Source organism: Allomuricauda sp. CP2A (genome assembly GCF_001683915.1).
In the GTDB taxonomy this organism is placed as follows: Bacteria; Bacteroidota; Bacteroidia; order Flavobacteriales; family Flavobacteriaceae; genus Flagellimonas.
On record NZ_LXTT01000039.1, the window covers coordinates 51,011 to 67,829 of the forward strand.

The 16,819-nt window shown below is 45.0% G+C and carries 22 protein-coding genes; 3 read left to right on the top strand and 19 right to left on the bottom strand.

Going from position 1 to position 16,819, the window contains the following annotated elements; translation table 11 throughout:
* The first annotated feature begins 7 nt into the window (after nucleotides 1-7).
* Complete coding sequence (locus tag A7D14_RS05515; protein ID WP_067031132.1) at nucleotides 8-940, top strand: ketopantoate reductase family protein; 933 nt, start codon at nucleotides 8-10, stop codon at nucleotides 938-940.
* Between the two features lie 374 nt (nucleotides 941-1,314).
* Here A7D14_RS05515 and A7D14_RS05520 read toward each other — a convergent pair whose 3' ends face one another.
* The 19 genes from A7D14_RS05520 to A7D14_RS05610 form a co-directional block, all read right to left on the bottom strand.
* Nucleotides 1,315-1,830, bottom strand: a complete 516-nt coding sequence (locus tag A7D14_RS05520) for a hypothetical protein (RefSeq protein ID WP_067031135.1) — start codon at nucleotides 1,828-1,830, stop codon at nucleotides 1,315-1,317.
* Nucleotides 1,831-2,070: 240 nt separating this feature from the next.
* On the bottom strand, nucleotides 2,071-2,469 hold the full coding sequence (locus A7D14_RS05525) for a group III truncated hemoglobin (protein ID WP_067031138.1): 399 nt from the start codon (nucleotides 2,467-2,469) through the stop codon (nucleotides 2,071-2,073).
* Nucleotides 2,470-2,590: 121 nt separating this feature from the next.
* Complete coding sequence (locus A7D14_RS05530) at nucleotides 2,591-2,950, bottom strand: DUF488 domain-containing protein (protein WP_067031141.1); 360 nt, start codon at nucleotides 2,948-2,950, stop codon at nucleotides 2,591-2,593.
* A 35-nt stretch (nucleotides 2,951-2,985) separates the two neighbouring features.
* Nucleotides 2,986-3,690 (bottom strand): SDR family oxidoreductase, encoded by a 705-nt coding sequence (locus A7D14_RS05535; RefSeq protein ID WP_067031144.1) that lies wholly within the window; start codon nucleotides 3,688-3,690, stop codon nucleotides 2,986-2,988.
* A 4-nt stretch (nucleotides 3,691-3,694) separates the two neighbouring features.
* Nucleotides 3,695-4,162, bottom strand: a complete 468-nt coding sequence (locus tag A7D14_RS05540; protein ID WP_067031147.1) for a carboxymuconolactone decarboxylase family protein — start codon at nucleotides 4,160-4,162, stop codon at nucleotides 3,695-3,697.
* Nucleotides 4,163-4,173: 11 nt separating this feature from the next.
* Entirely contained in the window at nucleotides 4,174-4,488 is a 315-nt protein-coding gene (locus tag A7D14_RS05545) for a carboxymuconolactone decarboxylase family protein (RefSeq protein ID WP_067031150.1), read from the bottom strand.
* A 24-nt stretch (nucleotides 4,489-4,512) separates the two neighbouring features.
* Nucleotides 4,513-4,929, bottom strand: coding sequence for an OsmC family protein (locus A7D14_RS05550; protein ID WP_067031153.1), 417 nt, complete (start codon nucleotides 4,927-4,929; stop codon nucleotides 4,513-4,515).
* 60 nt (nucleotides 4,930-4,989) lie between these two features.
* The gene (gene acnA, locus A7D14_RS05555; RefSeq protein WP_067031156.1) at nucleotides 4,990-7,758 is read right to left on the bottom strand and encodes an aconitate hydratase AcnA; all 2,769 of its coding nucleotides are present in this window, start codon (nucleotides 7,756-7,758) and stop codon (nucleotides 4,990-4,992) included.
* Nucleotides 7,759-7,906: 148 nt separating this feature from the next.
* Entirely contained in the window at nucleotides 7,907-8,200 is a 294-nt protein-coding gene (locus A7D14_RS05560; RefSeq protein WP_067031200.1) for a cupin domain-containing protein, read from the bottom strand.
* A gap of 2 nt (nucleotides 8,201-8,202) precedes the next feature.
* Nucleotides 8,203-9,114, bottom strand: a complete 912-nt coding sequence (locus A7D14_RS05565) for a tryptophan 2,3-dioxygenase family protein (protein ID WP_067031159.1) — start codon at nucleotides 9,112-9,114, stop codon at nucleotides 8,203-8,205.
* Nucleotides 9,115-9,117: 3 nt separating this feature from the next.
* Nucleotides 9,118-9,555: a hypothetical protein gene (locus A7D14_RS05570; RefSeq protein ID WP_067031162.1), complete on the bottom strand. Its 438-nt coding sequence runs from the start codon at nucleotides 9,553-9,555 to the stop codon at nucleotides 9,118-9,120.
* Nucleotides 9,552-9,941: a group III truncated hemoglobin gene (locus tag A7D14_RS05575; protein WP_067031166.1), complete on the bottom strand. Its 390-nt coding sequence runs from the start codon at nucleotides 9,939-9,941 to the stop codon at nucleotides 9,552-9,554. The genes A7D14_RS05570 and A7D14_RS05575 overlap by 4 nt, the downstream gene beginning before the upstream one ends.
* The gene (locus A7D14_RS05580) at nucleotides 9,941-10,363 is read right to left on the bottom strand and encodes a hypothetical protein (protein ID WP_014033955.1); all 423 of its coding nucleotides are present in this window, start codon (nucleotides 10,361-10,363) and stop codon (nucleotides 9,941-9,943) included. The genes A7D14_RS05575 and A7D14_RS05580 overlap by 1 nt, the downstream gene beginning before the upstream one ends.
* A complete protein-coding gene (locus tag A7D14_RS05585; protein WP_014033956.1) occupies nucleotides 10,350-10,637 on the bottom strand; it encodes a hypothetical protein in 288 nt (95 codons plus the stop codon). The genes A7D14_RS05580 and A7D14_RS05585 overlap by 14 nt, the downstream gene beginning before the upstream one ends.
* 3 nt (nucleotides 10,638-10,640) lie before the next feature.
* Nucleotides 10,641-11,654 (bottom strand): cbb3-type cytochrome c oxidase subunit II, encoded by a 1,014-nt coding sequence (locus A7D14_RS05590; RefSeq protein ID WP_067031204.1) that lies wholly within the window; start codon nucleotides 11,652-11,654, stop codon nucleotides 10,641-10,643.
* Between the two features lie 10 nt (nucleotides 11,655-11,664).
* On the bottom strand, nucleotides 11,665-13,491 hold the full coding sequence (locus tag A7D14_RS05595) for a cbb3-type cytochrome c oxidase subunit I (RefSeq protein WP_083157993.1): 1,827 nt from the start codon (nucleotides 13,489-13,491) through the stop codon (nucleotides 11,665-11,667).
* A gap of 35 nt (nucleotides 13,492-13,526) precedes the next feature.
* The gene (locus A7D14_RS05600) at nucleotides 13,527-13,838 is read right to left on the bottom strand and encodes a hypothetical protein (protein ID WP_067031172.1); all 312 of its coding nucleotides are present in this window, start codon (nucleotides 13,836-13,838) and stop codon (nucleotides 13,527-13,529) included.
* Nucleotides 13,839-14,106: 268 nt separating this feature from the next.
* Nucleotides 14,107-14,469, bottom strand: a complete 363-nt coding sequence (locus A7D14_RS05605) for a hypothetical protein (RefSeq protein WP_067031175.1) — start codon at nucleotides 14,467-14,469, stop codon at nucleotides 14,107-14,109.
* A 100-nt stretch (nucleotides 14,470-14,569) separates the two neighbouring features.
* On the bottom strand, nucleotides 14,570-15,250 hold the full coding sequence (locus A7D14_RS05610) for an RNA polymerase sigma factor (RefSeq protein WP_067031178.1): 681 nt from the start codon (nucleotides 15,248-15,250) through the stop codon (nucleotides 14,570-14,572).
* 211 nt (nucleotides 15,251-15,461) lie between these two features.
* Here A7D14_RS05610 and A7D14_RS05615 point away from each other — a divergent pair, with 211 nt between their 5' ends.
* A complete protein-coding gene (locus tag A7D14_RS05615; protein WP_067031206.1) occupies nucleotides 15,462-16,127 on the top strand; it encodes an FAD-binding oxidoreductase in 666 nt (221 codons plus the stop codon).
* Nucleotides 16,127-16,786 (top strand): GTP cyclohydrolase I FolE, encoded by a 660-nt coding sequence (gene folE / locus A7D14_RS05620; RefSeq protein WP_255307396.1) that lies wholly within the window; start codon nucleotides 16,127-16,129, stop codon nucleotides 16,784-16,786. The genes A7D14_RS05615 and folE overlap by 1 nt, the downstream gene beginning before the upstream one ends.
* Nucleotides 16,787-16,819 lie beyond the last annotated feature (33 nt).

Sequence of the window (16,819 nt, forward strand, 5' to 3'; positions counted from 1 at the left end):
ACGTGTTTTGAATATCCTTGTTTATGGCGTAGGGGGAATTGGTGGTTATTTTGGTGGTAAATTGGCACTTACCGACCATCATGTCACGTTTTTGGCCAGGGGAAAACATTTTGAGGCAATACATGAAAAGGGTCTGTTGGTCAAGAGTTGGCAAGGTGACTTTACTGTTCGCCCCAATATGGTCACAGATGACGTTGCTTCCATTGAAGTGCCCGACCTGGTGTTGTTGGGTGTAAAGAACTGGCAGGTCCCCGAGGCCATTGAGCATCTGCGGCCCCGTCTTTTGGCGCACACAATAATCTTACCACTGCAAAATGGTGTGGACAATACCCAAAGAATCACCAAGTTGTTGACATCCGGCCACGTACTGGCCGGGTGTTGCAATCTTATCAGTTACATTGAGGCTCCCGGGATCATTAGGCATGCCCATTTTATCCCCAGTATTACCTTCGGGGAAGTTGATGATAAATTGACCCAACAGGTATTGGATGTCAAGGAATTGTTTGAAGAGGCAGGAATAGCCAATAATATTGCATTTGATATTGAAAAGGAGCTCTGGAAGAAATTCCTGTTCATTTGCCCGATCAGTGGGGTGGGGGCCTTGACTCGATTGCAGATAGATACCATTTGTGCTGCTCCCTATCTATTCAAAATGGTTCGGAATGCTGCTTATGAAATATTGGAGTTGGCCCAGACCATGGGAATTGCATTGTCCCAAAGGGATGTGGAAAGGACACTGGAAACACTAAAAAGCCAAAAGCAAATGAACACCACGTCCATGCAGAGGGACATCATCCATGGCAGACCCTCCGAGCTGGAACATTTGACCGGATATGTGGTGCACCAAGCCGGAAAAAGAGGCATCTTCGCGCCCACAAATAGATTGATCTATGAATGTCTCTTGCCGTCTGAGCTAAAGGCGCGTAGATCTTCCGATTAAAACCATGCATTCTGATTGTGATAGGGCCCATAATATTGAATTTCAATATTCATGTGCTCAATGCAACATCTTCGGAATATAAAATTGGGAAAGTAAGTCTTGCCAAATTGCATGAATTATATAAGAATAAAATCTGGGGGTGGTATTTTGTAATTATAAATATACGCCCTGTTAGGATGAAAATTTCCCTCGATGGGGATTTGAACTACTTATTGGGTTAGATTTCCAACACCTAAAGGAATGCTGGAATTCCAGTTGAAAGTGCATAAGACTTGCCCTACCATGGAGTTTTACTCAACCTGGATGTATGAAATTGTGACGATCAATATGATTTTAAAGGATAATGTTGGTTATGAAGACTTTTTGTTTGCTGATTAATGTTTGTTTTTATCATGGCAATTTTTATAAAATTCAAGAGCCAAATCAATCCCAAGTATCATAAACGATCCGAAACCAAAGATGGATGCGAGACAATAGGATAGGATTCTTTGACCTTGGGTAATATTTACAAAATCCAGATTGAACTTGTATATGGTGATGAACAAAATAAAATACAGGCCAATAAACTTATAGGCAAACAATCTTTCCTTCAATGTACGGGAGGTTTCTGTAAACCCATAGATCAAAAGGAAGGATAGGGTGGTATAGACCATTACATATAACAATTCAAAAATACCCAACCAGTTGAACAGACCTTCCCAATCCACCCAATCGTAAGGTTGAAGGACCTTAAAAGAAAAGACAGCCAAAAAGAAGGGTATAAAATGCCCTATATCGGTTTTGGACAACTTACCATAAAGCCCCCGTTTCAATAAGATGTTGATAAAAGGACAAAGGAGCAGTGCAAAAAATAAGAGTACTTTACTGAAACCTATGCTTATGAAGCCCATGCTATACTAAAATTCCTATCAAGATATTGGTCGCCCATGGAAGCAATATGAGAACATCCAAGGCGCTTTAAAAAATGTATGCTGTTTCACACTCAAATAAAAATATCCCCCAGTTTCGTAGGGACACCAAAAGATTACGTCCATTGAACGTTGGATGATTTTAAAGGGAATCGGTTACAAAACTTTAAAGGATTTAATGTCAACACTATGGAATATGGTGAAAGCAAAGGCATATGATCCTTATCTCATTCGGTTTTCAAAAATGTTTACATAAAGCATTGTGGCGATCTTTCTAGCCCGGTTTTTTGCGATCCATGCCCTTTCTCCCTCGAAAAGCTGGTCCAAGGTCTGGAGCCATAGATTGAGCCATTGGCCAAAGTGTTCCATCGTCAGGGTTCCATTTATCCTTTTATCGACAGCCTGATGTACCTTAATGGGGTTGCCTTTGTATTTTTTGGCCAGAAATAACTGGGACTCCCAAAAATCGGTCAACAGTTCGAAGTGACTTTCCCAGTCCATGACCATTTGATCGAATATGGGACCAAGCGTCTCGTGTTCCCGTATCTTGCCATAGAAGGTGCGGACCAGAAGATCAATATCGTTTCTATCCAAAATATCATGCTTAATTTCTTTTTCCATGGCTTTTATGCATAATGATCGTTAAACTTGGTAAGGATCCTACATGGGTTGTCCATGTATCACAATGAATTCCTATTTAACCATCCCATTACTTTTCATAGGTGAATGGATAACCAACAGATCAATAGCTTACTCTTCCCTCCAAGACACACTGTAATACCAGGGCATGGTTGTGTTTGGTGTCCTTCGCACCATAAAGCAAGGTCACATTTTGCTTTTTGGCCTTTCTGGCAATTTTATCCAATACCTCTTGTTTGTCTTCGAGCTCGATTAGGTATTTTTTTGCAAATTCCCAAAATCTATCAGGGTCATGGTCAAACCATTTTCTCAAGTTTTCCGAAGGGGCGATCTCTTTCTTCCAACTATCGATCTTTGCTTTTCCTTTCGACACTCCCCTGGGCCAGATCCGATCTACCAGTATACGGTAGCCATCTCTGTTGGATGAGGCTTCATATATCCGTTTGATCTTGATTTTTGACATTTTAATGTGTGCTGAAACTTATTTTCAAGTGGGAATCATTTGGGAGACATGGGACGTATGGTCAATTCGTCGATCAATAGCGTATCCGGGGTCTCCAGAATATAGATTGCCAAATCGGCAAGTGCTTGTGGCTCGATCATGCTATCATTGGGAAGGATACCGGAGTCCTCAAAGAACCTTGTTGCAATGGACCCTGGATTTAAACAGCTTACCCTGATGTTATGGGAGCGCAACTCCTTGAACAGGGCCGAACTAAATCCCTGTATCCCATATTTGGTCAGACAATAAACCGCTGCTTCCTGTCTTGTGGTCTTTCCCAATATGGAACCAATATTGATGATATGACACGTTTCCTTTTGCTTTATCATCAAAGGGACCAGCCCGGCCGTCATATAAAAAAGGCCGTTGAGGTTGGTCCCGATCATTTCATCCCACTGTTCATATGACAGTGCATCGATTTTTGCAAAATATCCCGCTCCTGCATTGTTGATCAGGATTTGCGGGGGCCGTATCCCTGAAAATGTTGCCGCTATCCACCCCATGACTTGTTCCCGATTCGAAATATCAAGGGGTACCGGGACGAAATGGCTCCCTAGTGTGGTGTGCAGTGCGATTAGGTCAGCTTCGGTACGGGCCAACCCATAGACCAACGCCCCTTTGTTTACAAGGGAGGTCGAAATGGCGTTTCCCAAGCCCTTGCTGGCCCCGGTAACCACGGCTATCTTGTTCTTGAGTTCCATAGGTTTAAGTGGTATTGTTTTTTTCTCGGTCGGTACCGCTGCACGCTGTATGGAAACATTTGGACAAACGGTTCCAACCATTGGTGGCAATGATGCAAAAGGTCAGTGCGACAAGATCTTCTTCGGAAAAATAACCCCGCGTGGTCCTATACAGGTCATCCGGGATTTCATGGGCCGAAATCAGGGTCAATGCCTCTGTCCATGCCAAAGCGGCCCTTTCCCGTTCTGAAAAAAGGGCAGAGCCTTCCCACTTGCCCAAGGCGACTAAACGCTGCTCGCTTTCACCTGTGGCCAGGGCATTCCTAACGTGCATACCCAAACATTTGTCACATCCGTTAATCTGGGTGACCCTCAACTTTACCAGTTCACATAGGGAAGGCTTAAGATTTGAAATGGAAGCGCACCTTTCCATTTCTAACAGCCCTTTTAAGGCCGTGGAGTTCGATTTCAGTATGTCCAGTCGTTCTTTCATCTTGTATGGTTTCACGGATTCTTTTCCATTTCCTCCATGGCGATATTGGCATGGGAGTAGGCGGCCCCGGCCCGCATTTCGGCGGCCACCCAAATGGCTTCCATAATCTCTTCCTTACTTGCCCCTCTGCGCAATGCCAATGGTGTGTGCGCCTTGATACACCAAGGACATTGTGTGACATGGGCCACCGCCACCGCTATGAGTTGTTTTGTCTTTTCGTCCAGGACCCCCTCCTTAAAGACCGTTCGACTGAACTTGCGCCAAGCTTCAACCTGGTTCGGGGCAAGATCGGCCTTTTTTTGTGCCAATTCTGTTTCTTTGCTCATCGTATTTCTGTTTTGTAGGAATGGTTATTGTAATTCCGCATCCAAGGTTATTTCAACATCCAAGGCTTTGCTGACAGGGCAATTGTCTTTGGCCTCATGGGCGCACTCCATAAAGGTTTCTTGGTCGATGTCGGGTATGACGGCCCGTAGGGTCAAATGGGATTTGGTGAGCTCAAGGGAATCCACATCCATGGAGACCATGCTGGTGACATCCAGGGATTCTGCCGTAAACCCGGCTTCGTTGAGGAAAAGACTCAAGGCCATGGCAAAACAACCGGCATGTGCCGCGGCAAGCAATTCATCGGGATTAGTGGCCTTACCATCCCCGAACCGGGAATTGAAGCAATATTTGTGGTTGTCCAACACCTTGCTCTGGGTAGTGATGACACCTTCCCCTTCCATTAAGGAGCCGTTCCAAACAGCATTCGCGTTACGTTTCATAAGTTTTTGTTTTAAAGATTAGTATACTATTGAAGGGACCCTTGTAGGTCTTCCTTGATTTTATTGATTTAAATATTGGCGCAGTACATACTGTAATATGCCACCATGACGATAGTAGGCAATTTCAATATCCGAATCCAATCGGACCGTTGCCTTGAACCTTACTTGGGTTCCATTTTGTTTTTGGGCAATCACCTCAAGGTCTTTCAAGGGTTTCAAAACTTCTGTTATGCCGGTAATGGTAAAAGTTTCATTACCATCGAGATTTAATTTTTTTGCTGTATCACCCTGTTGGTATTGGATGGGCAAAACGCCCATGCCTATAAGGTTGCTCCTGTGGATCCGTTCAAAACTTTCGGCCAATACACATTGGACCCCTAAAAGAAAAGTGCCCTTGGCCGCCCAATCCCTGGAAGAACCACTACCATATTCCTTACCGGCCAGAACGACCAAGGGTGTTTGATCTGACTTGTATTTCATGGCGGCATCAAAGACCGACATCACCTCACCTGTGGGCAAAAACCGGGTGTATCCCCCTTCTTGGTCCACAAGCCCGTTCTTGATACGGACATTGGCAAAGGTGCCCCGAACCATGACCGCATCATTGCCCCGACGGCTCCCATAGGAATTGAAATCCCTTGGGCTTACCCCACAACTGACCAAATAACGGCCCGCAGCCGAATTTTCATCAAAAGAGCCCGCCGGGGAAATATGGTCTGTGGTAATACTGTCCCCCAATACCAGTAAGGCCCTTGCATTTTTGATGTCCAGTGTTTCCGGTACCGCTGTTGGAAGGTCATTGAAGAAGGGTGCCTCCTTAATGTAGGTGGAACCCCCGTCCCAATGGTACAGTTCTCCGGTTGGGGACTCGAGGGCCTTCCAGCTCTTGTTACCCGCAAAGATTTCCCCGTAGTTTTTGGCGAAGTCCTTAGGGGAAAGCACATCGGCCAAAATGGAATTGATCTCGTAATCCGTTGGCCAGATGTCCTTGAGATACACGGCTTGTCCGTTCCTATCATGGCTTATGGGCTCCTGGTTCATGTCAATATCGACTCTTCCCGCCAGGGCGTAGGCGACCACAAGCATGGGGGACATTAAAAAGTTCATTTTTACCTGGGGGTGTACCCGGGCCTCAAAATTTCTATTGCCCGACAATACCGAGGCGGCCACCAATTGGTGTTGGTCGATCGCTTGGGCAATGGGAGGGGGCAAGGGCCCCGAATTTCCTATGCATGAAGTACACCCATAACCGACCAAATGGAATTGTAGGGCCTCCAGATCCTTCATCAAATCCGCTCTTTCCAAATAATCGGTGACCACTTTGGAACCGGGGGCAAGGGAAGTCTTTACCCATGGCCTGACATCAATGCCCCGCTCCCGGGCCTTTTTGGCCACAAGGCCCGCCCCGATCATCACGTAGGGGTTGGAGGTGTTGGTACAGGAGGTAATGGCCGCAATGACGACCGAACCATCCGCAAGCATGAACCCATCATTACCCTTGTCGATCCAAGCCGTTCTGAGCGCTTTCCTTTCCTTGGTGCCCAAATGCTCCGAACCGGAAGGAGAAGATTGGTGACCTTGCTTAGGGGATGGGGATCCTAAGGTGGGCATTGTCCTATGGTCAGGGGATACATAGTCCCTGTGATGGGATTGGGAGAGGAAATCTATAAACGTGGATTTTAGATTTTTCAGTAAAATTTTGTCCTGAGGTCTCTTGGGACCCGCCACTGTGGGTTCTATGGTCGAGATGTCCAGTTCAAGGACCTTGGTGTAGGCGATGTGGTCCTCATGCTCCCGCCAGAGCATATTGGTCTTACAATAGGATTCCACCAATGCCAGTTGTTCTTCAGGACGATTGCTCGCCCTCATATATTCAAGGGTCTTGTCATCAATAGGGAAGTAGGTGACGGTGCACCCAAATTCTGGCGACATATTGCCAATGGTGGCCCGATCCGGCACGGAAAGGTGATCCAATCCGGGGCCAAAGACTTCCACAAATTTTCCCACGACCCCCTCTTGCCTCAACAGGTTGGCCACGGTCAATACCAAATCGGTGGCCGTGGACCCCAAGGGAAGCCTTCCCTTGAGCCTAAGGCCAATGACCTCCGGCAAGATAAAGTAAAGAGGTTGCCCCAATACGGCAGCCTCGGCCTCGATGCCCCCGACCCCCCAGGCCAGTACACCGATTCCATTGACCATGGGTGTGTGACTATCCGTTCCGACCAAGGTATCCGGAAAAAGTTCACCCTCCCTTTCAATGACACCTTTTGAGAAATATTCCAAATTGACTTGGTGGCAAATCCCCATTCCCGGGGGGACCACCCTAAAATTGGAAAAGGATTTCTGTGCCCACTTCAAAAACGCATATCGTTCTTGGTTCCGTTGGTATTCCTTTTCGATGTTTCGATCATAGGAATAGGCCGTGCCAAAAAAGTCCACCTGGACGGAATGGTCAATGACCAGATCAACGGGGACCAAGGGATTGATCGTTTTCGGATCCTTGCCCTTTCGAGCCAACTCGGCACGTAACGATGCTATGTCGACGACTGCGGGAACACCGGTAAAGTCCTGCATCAATACCCGGGCCGGCTTAAAGGGAATATCCTTGTTGGAGGGTTTGGACCCCCAATGCAAAAGGGTTTCAATATTTTCCTGGGTTACGGAGAACCCATCATGGTTCCGTAGGGCATTTTCCAATAGGATACGGATGGAAAATGGCAATCGATCAATATCATGGCCCTGTTTTTTGAGTTCCCCAAGGCTGTAATATCCATAATCTTTCCCATTTACCGTAATCTTCTTTTTTGTAATGTAAGGTGTATTTGCCATCGGTTCATCTGTTTTTGTTCCTATTTATATCATATCTACCTTTCAGTAAGGTAAGAAAATGTCCTTGCCCCTTAAAAGTTAAATGCTCCATATTGGGAAACCACCGCGCCTATCATGTCCGACCGTTGTTCCAGTGATTCATTTCTGGTCAGATAAATTGGATTTCAGCATTCACGGCCATGGTGACAACAGCCTTGAATTCTTTCAATACGGTGAGGGTATGTTCTTTTTGTGCAGGGATGATGAACACACTGTCCTTTCCCAGTTTATGTTCGCCATCACACATTTTTAAAAGGGCCTCTCCCTTATTGACCATTACCACTGCTTCCCCGGTACTATGATGGTGGGGCATTACCATGCCCGGTAACCCTACGACTTCCAAAACCTTGTAGGTCTTACCTTTGACCAAAACCTGTAATTCGGGCCTGTTCATTGTTTCCATAATCAACTACTTTTTGTTTCTCCCCACTGTTCCTTTTCAATTTCGGTCCACAGCGCCGGGAAGAATTTGCGCTGTTGGTGGCTCGGATGTAGATACTTTTTCCATTGGGAACCGCCAGTGGCAGTTTTCTTTTCGTCTTTACTTTCCAAATAATGGGCGGCCGTCTTTAGGTGTACCAAGGGCCACTTCACATTATAGAGATGGTCGAATTCCTTGAGGACACCCAAAAGTAGGGTTGATGGGTCCTGTAAGCCCTTTAGTTTATCCTGTAAGGTCTGCCCCCGTACCTTTTTGGCCAAAATCATGAAATCCTCAAGATATCTTTCCTCAAATCGCGCCAAGGTCAAGGTCCTTTTGCCCGTGTTGCGATCATACCCGGCATCCCTCCAATAGATATGGTCAAAATAATCCTGAATGGATGGTTCTTTGGGGAGTCTTTTCCTGCCTTCCGCGTTTATGAGGTTTTCCAAAGGGGTACAAAGGAGTTCGATGTATCGGAACTGGGCACTCTGAAAACCACTGGCAGGGGTCAAGGTCTTACGAAATTCCTGGTATTCCCCATAATCCATCCCATCTTTCATGATAGCAAAGGAATCGATCAGCATTTTGGTGTAGCGTATGCAACGTTTGACCTTTGTGGCCATCTGCTCCCCACTAACTCCCTCCCTATATACGAGCTGTTCCAGTTCATGCCGCATCATTTTCAATAGGAGTTCGGTAACTTGGTGGTACAGGATGAAGATGGTTTCATCCTTGAACGGGGTTCGGGGTCTTTGCAGGCTCAGCAAGGTATCGACCCCTATATAATCCCAATAGGAAATGGGTGCTGCATGTAGGAGCCCTTGTAGATAGGTTTCCGGGTTCTCACCCATTTCTTGGTATTTGTTAATGATTTGATCAATCGTATCGGTCATAAGCTATCTTTTAAAAAGTTTAGTGCCCAAAAGGGCCAGACAGACGACCTTTATGATTTCCATACCTTCGTAATATAGATGGAGGTATGAATTTTCAGGCTCCTGTCCTTGGAGCAATAGTTCCACCCGTATATTTAAAGCTGGTAGAAGCCAAACGGTCTGAAGGACCAATAAAGTCAACGGTATGGCATAAAGAGTGGTTCTGGGTGAAGGAAAATGGGCCTTGCCCACTACAAAATTGCCCAGTATGATAAGGGCAAACACCCATTCCACTTTGTTAAGGGCACTGAACACCAAGCGGCCTATGCCCAGTCCAAGGGGTACCGTTATGCCAGGGGCCTGGAACTTGAGCCAAGCCTCCATAAAACTAATGGCCCCGATAAAACCGATCCAAAGAAAGGAAGCAGCCAGTGCAATTGGATATCGTACATGTGCCCTCATCTCCATACATTTTTATTATGATTGGAACCGGTTGCAATGTTCTGATGGAACATTTCTGCCATTTTAGTGACCTGTTTTTTGAGTTCCTCGGTTTTTTTGCCTTCAAACAATTGATCCAAGGTTCCATGGAACAATGTAACCCAGTGATCAAAATAATCCTTTCCATGGGGAAGGTCCACATGGGGTAAAAAAGGATTTCCGAAATATAAAGGATCATCGAGCAGCACAGAGTGCCAGAATCTGTACATTTTGTTCCTATGCTCGGGCCAATTCCCCTGCAAGGCCTCTTTGAATACAGGACCCAAAAGGTCATCGTTCCGTACCCCATCATAAAAGGCGTCGACAAATAGTTCAATATCATCTGCTGGCCGTATATCGCGTTTCATTAAAAAAAGGATTTATAGAATTCAGGGCTCCAGTACATGATTGCATAAAAAAGTGCGAAACCGACAAAAATGATCAAGAGGGCCCACACCCATGCGGGGATGGCCTTTGGGGTTTCCGAACCGCGGATAACGAATGAATCGTTCGTCTCACTGCCATATGCATTTATGGTAATGGGGACCTGGGTATCGACCACTTCATTGTCCTTTAGGCCGACTACGGCAATTTCAGGACCATTGCGCACCTCGAAGGGAATGGTCCGTATCCCTTCCACATTATTGGATGACCGAGCCACGATGCGCAAACTGTGCTTGCCATCGGGTATCTTGGTGGTGTCGAGGACAAACTTCACGGGAGGGGAAAACTCAGCAAAAGGCCTGGGTTCCTCATCCAAATAAACCTTAATGATCCTATTGTCCTCCATGTTCTCTTAAATTATGATCCCAAACAATATTCTTGATGTGACCGGGATCACTCTCCTTGGGTCGTACCAAGAACTTTATACTAAAAAATAGAGTGACCACGACCAGAACAATGGCGGACCATGTTATGACATAATCCATATTGCCTGTAGGTCCCTGTCCATGGGTGATATTTTCAAAACCTTTGGGCTGGTTTTTTTTACATAGGTCACATGCCCATGCCATCTGATGGCCCAGACCAAAAAGTATGGCGTAGATGGGAATCAATCGTTTCATTTCCTAAGGGTTTAGATCTTTGTTTATGTATTCACGTATCTTACGGACCTCTTCTTCGGTCACCTTTGAACCTGTATTGCCCCAACTGGTCCGCTCATGGGTGGCAATGGCAGCAATCTCGGCATCAGAAAGCTGATCGGCGAAGGCCTGCATGGTCGCAAATTCGGAACGTGCATCATAGCCCTGTAAGATGATCTTGATCATCAGCTCCGGATCCTCGTCATTGACAATCTCGCTTCCTGCCAAAGGTGGAAATGCACCGGCCACTCCCTTGCCGTTGTCCTGGTGGCAAACGGCACAGGTCTGCAGGTATAGGGTTTCCCCATTAAGGGAACTGGTATTATTGATGTCCTTTGTATCGCCAGTTTGTTTTCGCTCCAAGGCGGGAATGAACTTTTCTTCCCGACCATCGGGCAGATCGGTCTGTTGCAACGACTGTAGATAGGCCACCAGTTGCAATGCTTCCTTTTTGGCTATTACGGTCGTGCCCCTGGGTGGCGCAAAGGACTCGGGAAGATTGACGACCTTGTCGTCCCCGCCAATGGAATTTGTATCAATTATTTCGAACAACCACGGATAAGAGGGCATGATCGATTGTCCAACAACCGACCGTGGATTGTACAAATGAAGCAAGTGCCAATCAATACTGGGCTGGCGTTTTCCGATATTGGTCAGGTCGGGACCTGTACGTTCACTTCCCAAAAGGGAAGGGGATTGCCGCCAAACCCCCATACGTTCCTTGCTGTAATAATAATCAGATGGAATGGAGGGACGGTCCCCCCACATGTTGTCCATTTCTATATTGCGTACCTGTTGGGTATGACAGGCGACGCAACCCTCCCGGATATAAACTTCCAGGCCATTCCTTTCGCTCTGTGTCATCACGGGTTGTTGGGGCAGGGGTTGGACATCCTGCATCTGATAGGCTGGAAACACCGCAACGATAAAACTAAGTGTTACAAACCCGACCAGGGCGGCTATGACCAATACTTTGTGATTTTTATGAAAATCGAACATAACATTTAACTTAATTGTTCCCATGTTCCACTCCAGGAACACTTAAAGATTCTACAGACTTCCTTTTGTTGACCATAATGTAAAAGTTATAGGCGAAGATCAGATGCGAAGTGAACATCAACGACCCTCCAATGGCACGCCATAACCAATACGGTTTCATCAATATGACGGAATTCAAAAATGCATTGCCCTCAATCCAGCTCAGCCCTTTATAGGTACCGCCCACCATTAATGATATCATATAGGCAAAGAGTCCAACAAAGGCCATCCAGAAATGCGCCCCTACAAGGACCTGTGGTGGTTCCTTGCCGGTAAGTTTGGGCAAAATGGTATAGATACAGGCCCAGAGTATGAAGGTAATGATGCCATACATGGTCATATGCGAATGGGCCACATTGAAATCGGTAAAGTGCCACACGTAATTGGTAAACCTGAATGCTTGTACACTGCCCTGGGTGGAACCGACAAAATAAAAGATGACCCCGACCAAGAAGAAGGGCAGGACATAACTCTTCGATATGTGGCTCCAACTTCCCCTCATGGTCATCAAGAAATTGGTCGTGCCGGCCACTACAGGGATGAACATGCCCGCACTGAAGACGATGGCCGTTGTCTGCAACCACCAGGGGAGGGGGCTGAATACAAAGTGGTGCGTACCGATCATGGTGTAGAACAGCATCTGGGTCCAAAACGCCAATACCCCCAGAGAATAGGAATAAATGGGTTTGTTCAACGAAGAGGGCAGGTAATAATAGATCAGTCCCAAGGTGAAGGTCATGAACCACATGCCTACGCCTTGGTGCATGTAATACCCCTGTATAACGGTCTCACCCAGGCCATTGGAGAAAAAGGGCATGTATCCGATAATGGCCAATACCGTGGTCCAAATCAATGCGGCCAGCATGTACCAATTGGATACATAGATATCCGTAATCTTCCTGGAGGCGATGGTTTTATAGAAATTCCAAAATGTAATGACCAGGCCCATGGCAAAGAGCAGCATCACAGGCCAAGTGTATTCCCGGTACTCGCCACCCCCATTGTTGATTCCGGACATAAGGGAAAGAGTGCCCAGAAGTACAGCAAGATTGATCAAGCGCCAGGTCCACCAAGCGCTCCCATAACTATGGATCTTGGCATTTGAGGTGCGGGCGATCACAAAATACCCAAGACCGATCATGGCCAGGGAGGCCCACCCCCAAAATACCGCGTTCGTGTGGACAGGGCGCAACCTTCCAAAGGATAGCCAGGAAAAATGGTCCATTTCCGGCCACAGAAATTTCATACCCACATATTGGCCCACCAAAGTCCCAAATACCAACCAGAACACTGATGCCCCCAAATAATAGGTAACGATCTTTTTGAGTGCATAGGGTGTCTCGATGCCCAATGGTGTTTTTTTCTTTTCATCGAACAGAGGATTTTCAGGTTCATTGGTTACCCGACTTATCAGGCCCTTTTCATCCACAGCTCCTTGGTCACTACCAAGTTCTGTGCCTTTCAATCGGTACTTCAATCCACTTTTACGTTGTTGGAGAATGGTATCGATCTCTTCCTCCTGGAGTGCCAATAGCTCTTCGTTGAAGGCAAGGTTCTTCTTTTCGAGCTGTCGATGTTTCAACAGCTTTACATAGGAGTTGAGCCTCGCCATGAAGATGAGGACCGCAATAAAAACAACAATGAAGACCAGGACCAAAGTGCCAATTATCCCAGGACTCGTTATCCAATCTTCCGAATTCACCGTTGTAGTTTGTGCTACCGCTGTAAGGGGTAGGAAAAAGAGTGATATAATACAGGTCTGCCTACTATAATCCATTGTATTTCTTAAATAGGACAATTTTGTCCTTTTTTTATTTAATTTTTTTTATCCTTTCAAACCGATAGTTGCTTTAAACAACCTTTTCGGAGGTTGGTATTAAGTGTCTGGATATAGACGTCCACCAAGTTGGTCATGGCTCCCCTTTGTGCAAAAATGCCCTGAAATAAATCGTTCAACTCACATGTGGCCCCCAATTGAAATTTTTTGGTACTACCACTGACAGGACAATTCGCACCACATTCTTGGGCAGTGGGATTCCTTTGGTCCATTGGCGGCCCTAATGATCCAAACAATATCTCTATATAAACATCGGACCACTGGGGCACTTCGACCATAAGTTCTTGTGTGATCGATCCGTCGAACATAGTTGGAATAGGATTTAGGACAAAGATAACACTAAAAATAAATCGGACAAAAATGTCTTAAATAATTATCCATGAAAAAATTTAATGTATCATTTCTTAGTTGATCAGGATGGAAGGATAAGATTGTATATGGTTGAAAAAAAAAAAGGACCATACTAAAAAAGGCATGGTCCTTTGAAGGCATCATGAGTAAAAAAATAATCGTGCCCGTATTTTTGTTCAAAAATTTCACAATGTGTTCACTTGGTCAACATTTTTTACAGGAAGTCTACTCGGATAATTTTACCAAGGACAGGGCCGCAATAGCCATGACCAAATCCCTTACAGCGACATCCAGGTGATTTCCGGTCACGATCAGGACCAATGCGATCAAAACCAGCCACAGAGCGACAATGTAACCACCAATTTGAGGGCGTACCAAAACCACTATTCCAGCGGCAATCTCAATCACCCCTATAATGTCCATAAAAATTCCAATATCCACAGGCAATAGTTCAACAAGGCCTGTTGACATATATTGGGACCAATCGGTCAATACATTCGTAAACTTATCCAATCCAGCTACGATTGGAACAATACCAAAGGTGTATTTCAATAAATTTTGCACTTTTTGTACATTGGCAAGTATCATAATTTTAGTATTTATGTGTACCCTTTAGATGCAGATATTGGGAAGGGGTTACAAAAATGATGTAGTGAAGCTGTTCCTGGCCTAGGTTTAGGAAGTGGACCTAACTAAATTCCATGCCCTGTATCCTCTTAAGGACCAGTTCCACAAGGCAATCACATTTATGGTTGCCGAACTCAAAAATGTTCTTGGTGTTTGTGGTTGTGAAAATATAGTCTTTGATCATGTTCCTTGCTCTGAACAGTCGCACTTTTACATTGCTGACGGTCAAATCAAGCGTTTTTGAAATTTCAGAAATTTCCATTCCCTCAACTTCCCTCAACATATAGATAATCTTGTACTTTTGGGGAAGGGTGTCTACCGCCTTTTCTATAAAGACAACCGACTCTTTGTAAATGGTGTTGTTTTCTGGGTTCATGACTGACGTATCTGCTATTTGAAGAATGCCCGACTCGTGTTCTAGGGCTGTTGTTCTATAATTTTTGAACTTTCGTTTGCGTTGTAGTGCTTCATTGATCCCTATTCGTACCAACCAAGTTGAAAATGTGGATTTATTTTTAAATTGATACAATTTTTGGTAGGCCTTGACATAGGCGTCCTGCATGATGTCCTCAACATCAGAATCCTGATTGATGTAACTTCGGACAGTTCGGTATAACAGTTCATTATAACGCCTCATCAATATTTCAAATAATTCGGTCTCCCCATTCAATACTTTTTCAACGACCAAATGGTCCGGTAGTACTTTTTGGGTCTGAATGGGATTGTTTTTATTTGATACCACGTTTTCCTTTTTTTAGTTGGGCCACATTCATTGGATGCAGTACGCTACAATTGGTTACAAAAAATGTAACCACTTTATAAAATTGTCATCTAATGAACGGCAATGGATTTTTCCATTACGATGGTCCAATGCCCAAATTTGATGATCGAATGATTGCGACTGTACCTCGATGATTCAATCAAGGTACGAAATTGACTTTAACAAAAATACCATGAATTATTCTGTAAAAATTCTTAAAAAGGTGTGGTTGACCCATAATGTGGTCCAATTTGTTTTGGAGAGACCAAAAGAATTTCAATGTGCCCCTGGAGATGCTGTGGATATCATCTTGGATACCGGAGGGACAAACCAACGGTCGGCACCCTTTACCTTGACCAACATGCCTGATTCGGCTGTTCTGGAATTGATCATTAAGGTCTATCCGAACCTAAAGGGGTTTACCCACACCATTTCCCAAAGGAAAGTAGGAGATACACTGAGCATAACCAGTGCCTGGAAATCATTTGAGTATCTAGGCAAAGGGACATTCATTGCGGCAGGATCAGGCATTACTCCCTTTATTCCCATGATCAAGATATCCGAAGAACAAGGTACCCTATTGGGCCATAAATTGATATATGCCAATAGAAAATTGAAGGATGTTATTCTTAAAAAGGAACTCGAAGAAAAACTCGGATCTCATTTTTACAATATCCTGAGCGAAGAACAAGTCGAGGGATATGGCTATGGAAGGATTGATCGAAAATATTTGGATTCCAGAATTGTTGAACCCGATCAGTATTTCTATGTGTGTGGACCGGATGACTTCTCCACCAGCATAAAGGGCATTTTAATGAATCTTGGGGTCAAGGCGCATAATATACAAATAGGATATTAATGAAGAAGGATATGAAACCTGCTGACCAAAGCAGGACAAGCACTGTGACCCAGGTCAATGGAACGTTGTGCAATGGAGAGAACGGTCAACGTCTAAAGAAGAATGATAAAATTGCCGAAATCGCCCATCATTTTGGAAGGATAATGGAAGTTTTGGGGCTGGACTTAAATGATCCCAGTTTAAGGGATACCCCGACCAGGGTTGCAAAAATGTATATTAATGAAGTTTTTGCGGGTTTGGATGGGACCCAATTTCCCGAAGTATCCTTTTTTGACAATGACTACAAATTTGACGAAATGGTCGTTGTCAACGATATCAGTCTGTATTCCTATTGCGAACACCACTTTGTACCCTTTTTTGGAAAAGTGAATGTCGGGTATTTTCCAAACAAAAAGGTTATTGGACTTTCCAAGATCAACAGGATCGTGGATTTCATCAGCAGAAAGCCCCAGGTTCAGGAAAAACTGACCAGGGAGATTGCAGAGACCTTGTCCGCCATGTTGGGTACCGATCACGTTGCCGTGTATGTAGAGGCCAACCACCTTTGTGTGGCTTCAAGGGGCATTAAAGACCATAACAGCCATACAAAGACCGGTAGCTTTCTTGGAAAGTTTAAAAATGAATTCATCAAGAAAGAGTTCATGACCACTTTCCAATAAAGTTTTTGTAACCGAAATCGCTCCGTTGCATCC

Excerpts from the sequence above, each read along its gene's own strand:
- A7D14_RS05530 (WP_067031141.1), bottom strand. The coding sequence starts at position 2,950 with ATGTCAAAAATCAAGATCAAACGGATATATGAAGCCTCATCCAACAGA.
- A7D14_RS05605 (WP_067031175.1), bottom strand. The coding sequence starts at position 14,469 with ATGATACTTGCCAATGTACAAAAAGTGCAAAATTTATTGAAATACACC.
- A7D14_RS05585 (WP_014033956.1), bottom strand. The coding sequence starts at position 10,637 with ATGAAACGATTGATTCCCATCTACGCCATACTTTTTGGTCTGGGCCAT.
- A7D14_RS05600 (WP_067031172.1), bottom strand. The coding sequence starts at position 13,838 with ATGTTCGACGGATCGATCACACAAGAACTTATGGTCGAAGTGCCCCAG.
- A7D14_RS05590 (WP_067031204.1), bottom strand. The coding sequence starts at position 11,654 with ATGTTCGATTTTCATAAAAATCACAAAGTATTGGTCATAGCCGCCCTG.
- A7D14_RS05615 (WP_067031206.1), top strand. The coding sequence starts at position 15,462 with ATGAATTATTCTGTAAAAATTCTTAAAAAGGTGTGGTTGACCCATAAT.
- A7D14_RS05550 (WP_067031153.1), bottom strand. The coding sequence starts at position 4,929 with ATGAAACGTAACGCGAATGCTGTTTGGAACGGCTCCTTAATGGAAGGG.
- folE (WP_255307396.1), top strand. The coding sequence starts at position 16,127 with ATGAAGAAGGATATGAAACCTGCTGACCAAAGCAGGACAAGCACTGTG.
- A7D14_RS05520 (WP_067031135.1), bottom strand. The coding sequence starts at position 1,830 with ATGGGCTTCATAAGCATAGGTTTCAGTAAAGTACTCTTATTTTTTGCA.
- A7D14_RS05580 (WP_014033955.1), bottom strand. The coding sequence starts at position 10,363 with ATGGAGGACAATAGGATCATTAAGGTTTATTTGGATGAGGAACCCAGG.
- A7D14_RS05560 (WP_067031200.1), bottom strand. The coding sequence starts at position 8,200 with ATGGAAACAATGAACAGGCCCGAATTACAGGTTTTGGTCAAAGGTAAG.
- A7D14_RS05525 (WP_067031138.1), bottom strand. The coding sequence starts at position 2,469 with ATGGAAAAAGAAATTAAGCATGATATTTTGGATAGAAACGATATTGAT.
- A7D14_RS05545 (WP_067031150.1), bottom strand. The coding sequence starts at position 4,488 with ATGAGCAAAGAAACAGAATTGGCACAAAAAAAGGCCGATCTTGCCCCG.
- A7D14_RS05570 (WP_067031162.1), bottom strand. The coding sequence starts at position 9,555 with ATGAGGGCACATGTACGATATCCAATTGCACTGGCTGCTTCCTTTCTT.
- A7D14_RS05575 (WP_067031166.1), bottom strand. The coding sequence starts at position 9,941 with ATGAAACGCGATATACGGCCAGCAGATGATATTGAACTATTTGTCGAC.
- acnA (WP_067031156.1), bottom strand. The coding sequence starts at position 7,758 with ATGGCAAATACACCTTACATTACAAAAAAGAAGATTACGGTAAATGGG.
- A7D14_RS05565 (WP_067031159.1), bottom strand. The coding sequence starts at position 9,114 with ATGACCGATACGATTGATCAAATCATTAACAAATACCAAGAAATGGGT.
- A7D14_RS05540 (WP_067031147.1), bottom strand. The coding sequence starts at position 4,162 with ATGAAAGAACGACTGGACATACTGAAATCGAACTCCACGGCCTTAAAA.
- A7D14_RS05535 (WP_067031144.1), bottom strand. The coding sequence starts at position 3,690 with ATGGAACTCAAGAACAAGATAGCCGTGGTTACCGGGGCCAGCAAGGGC.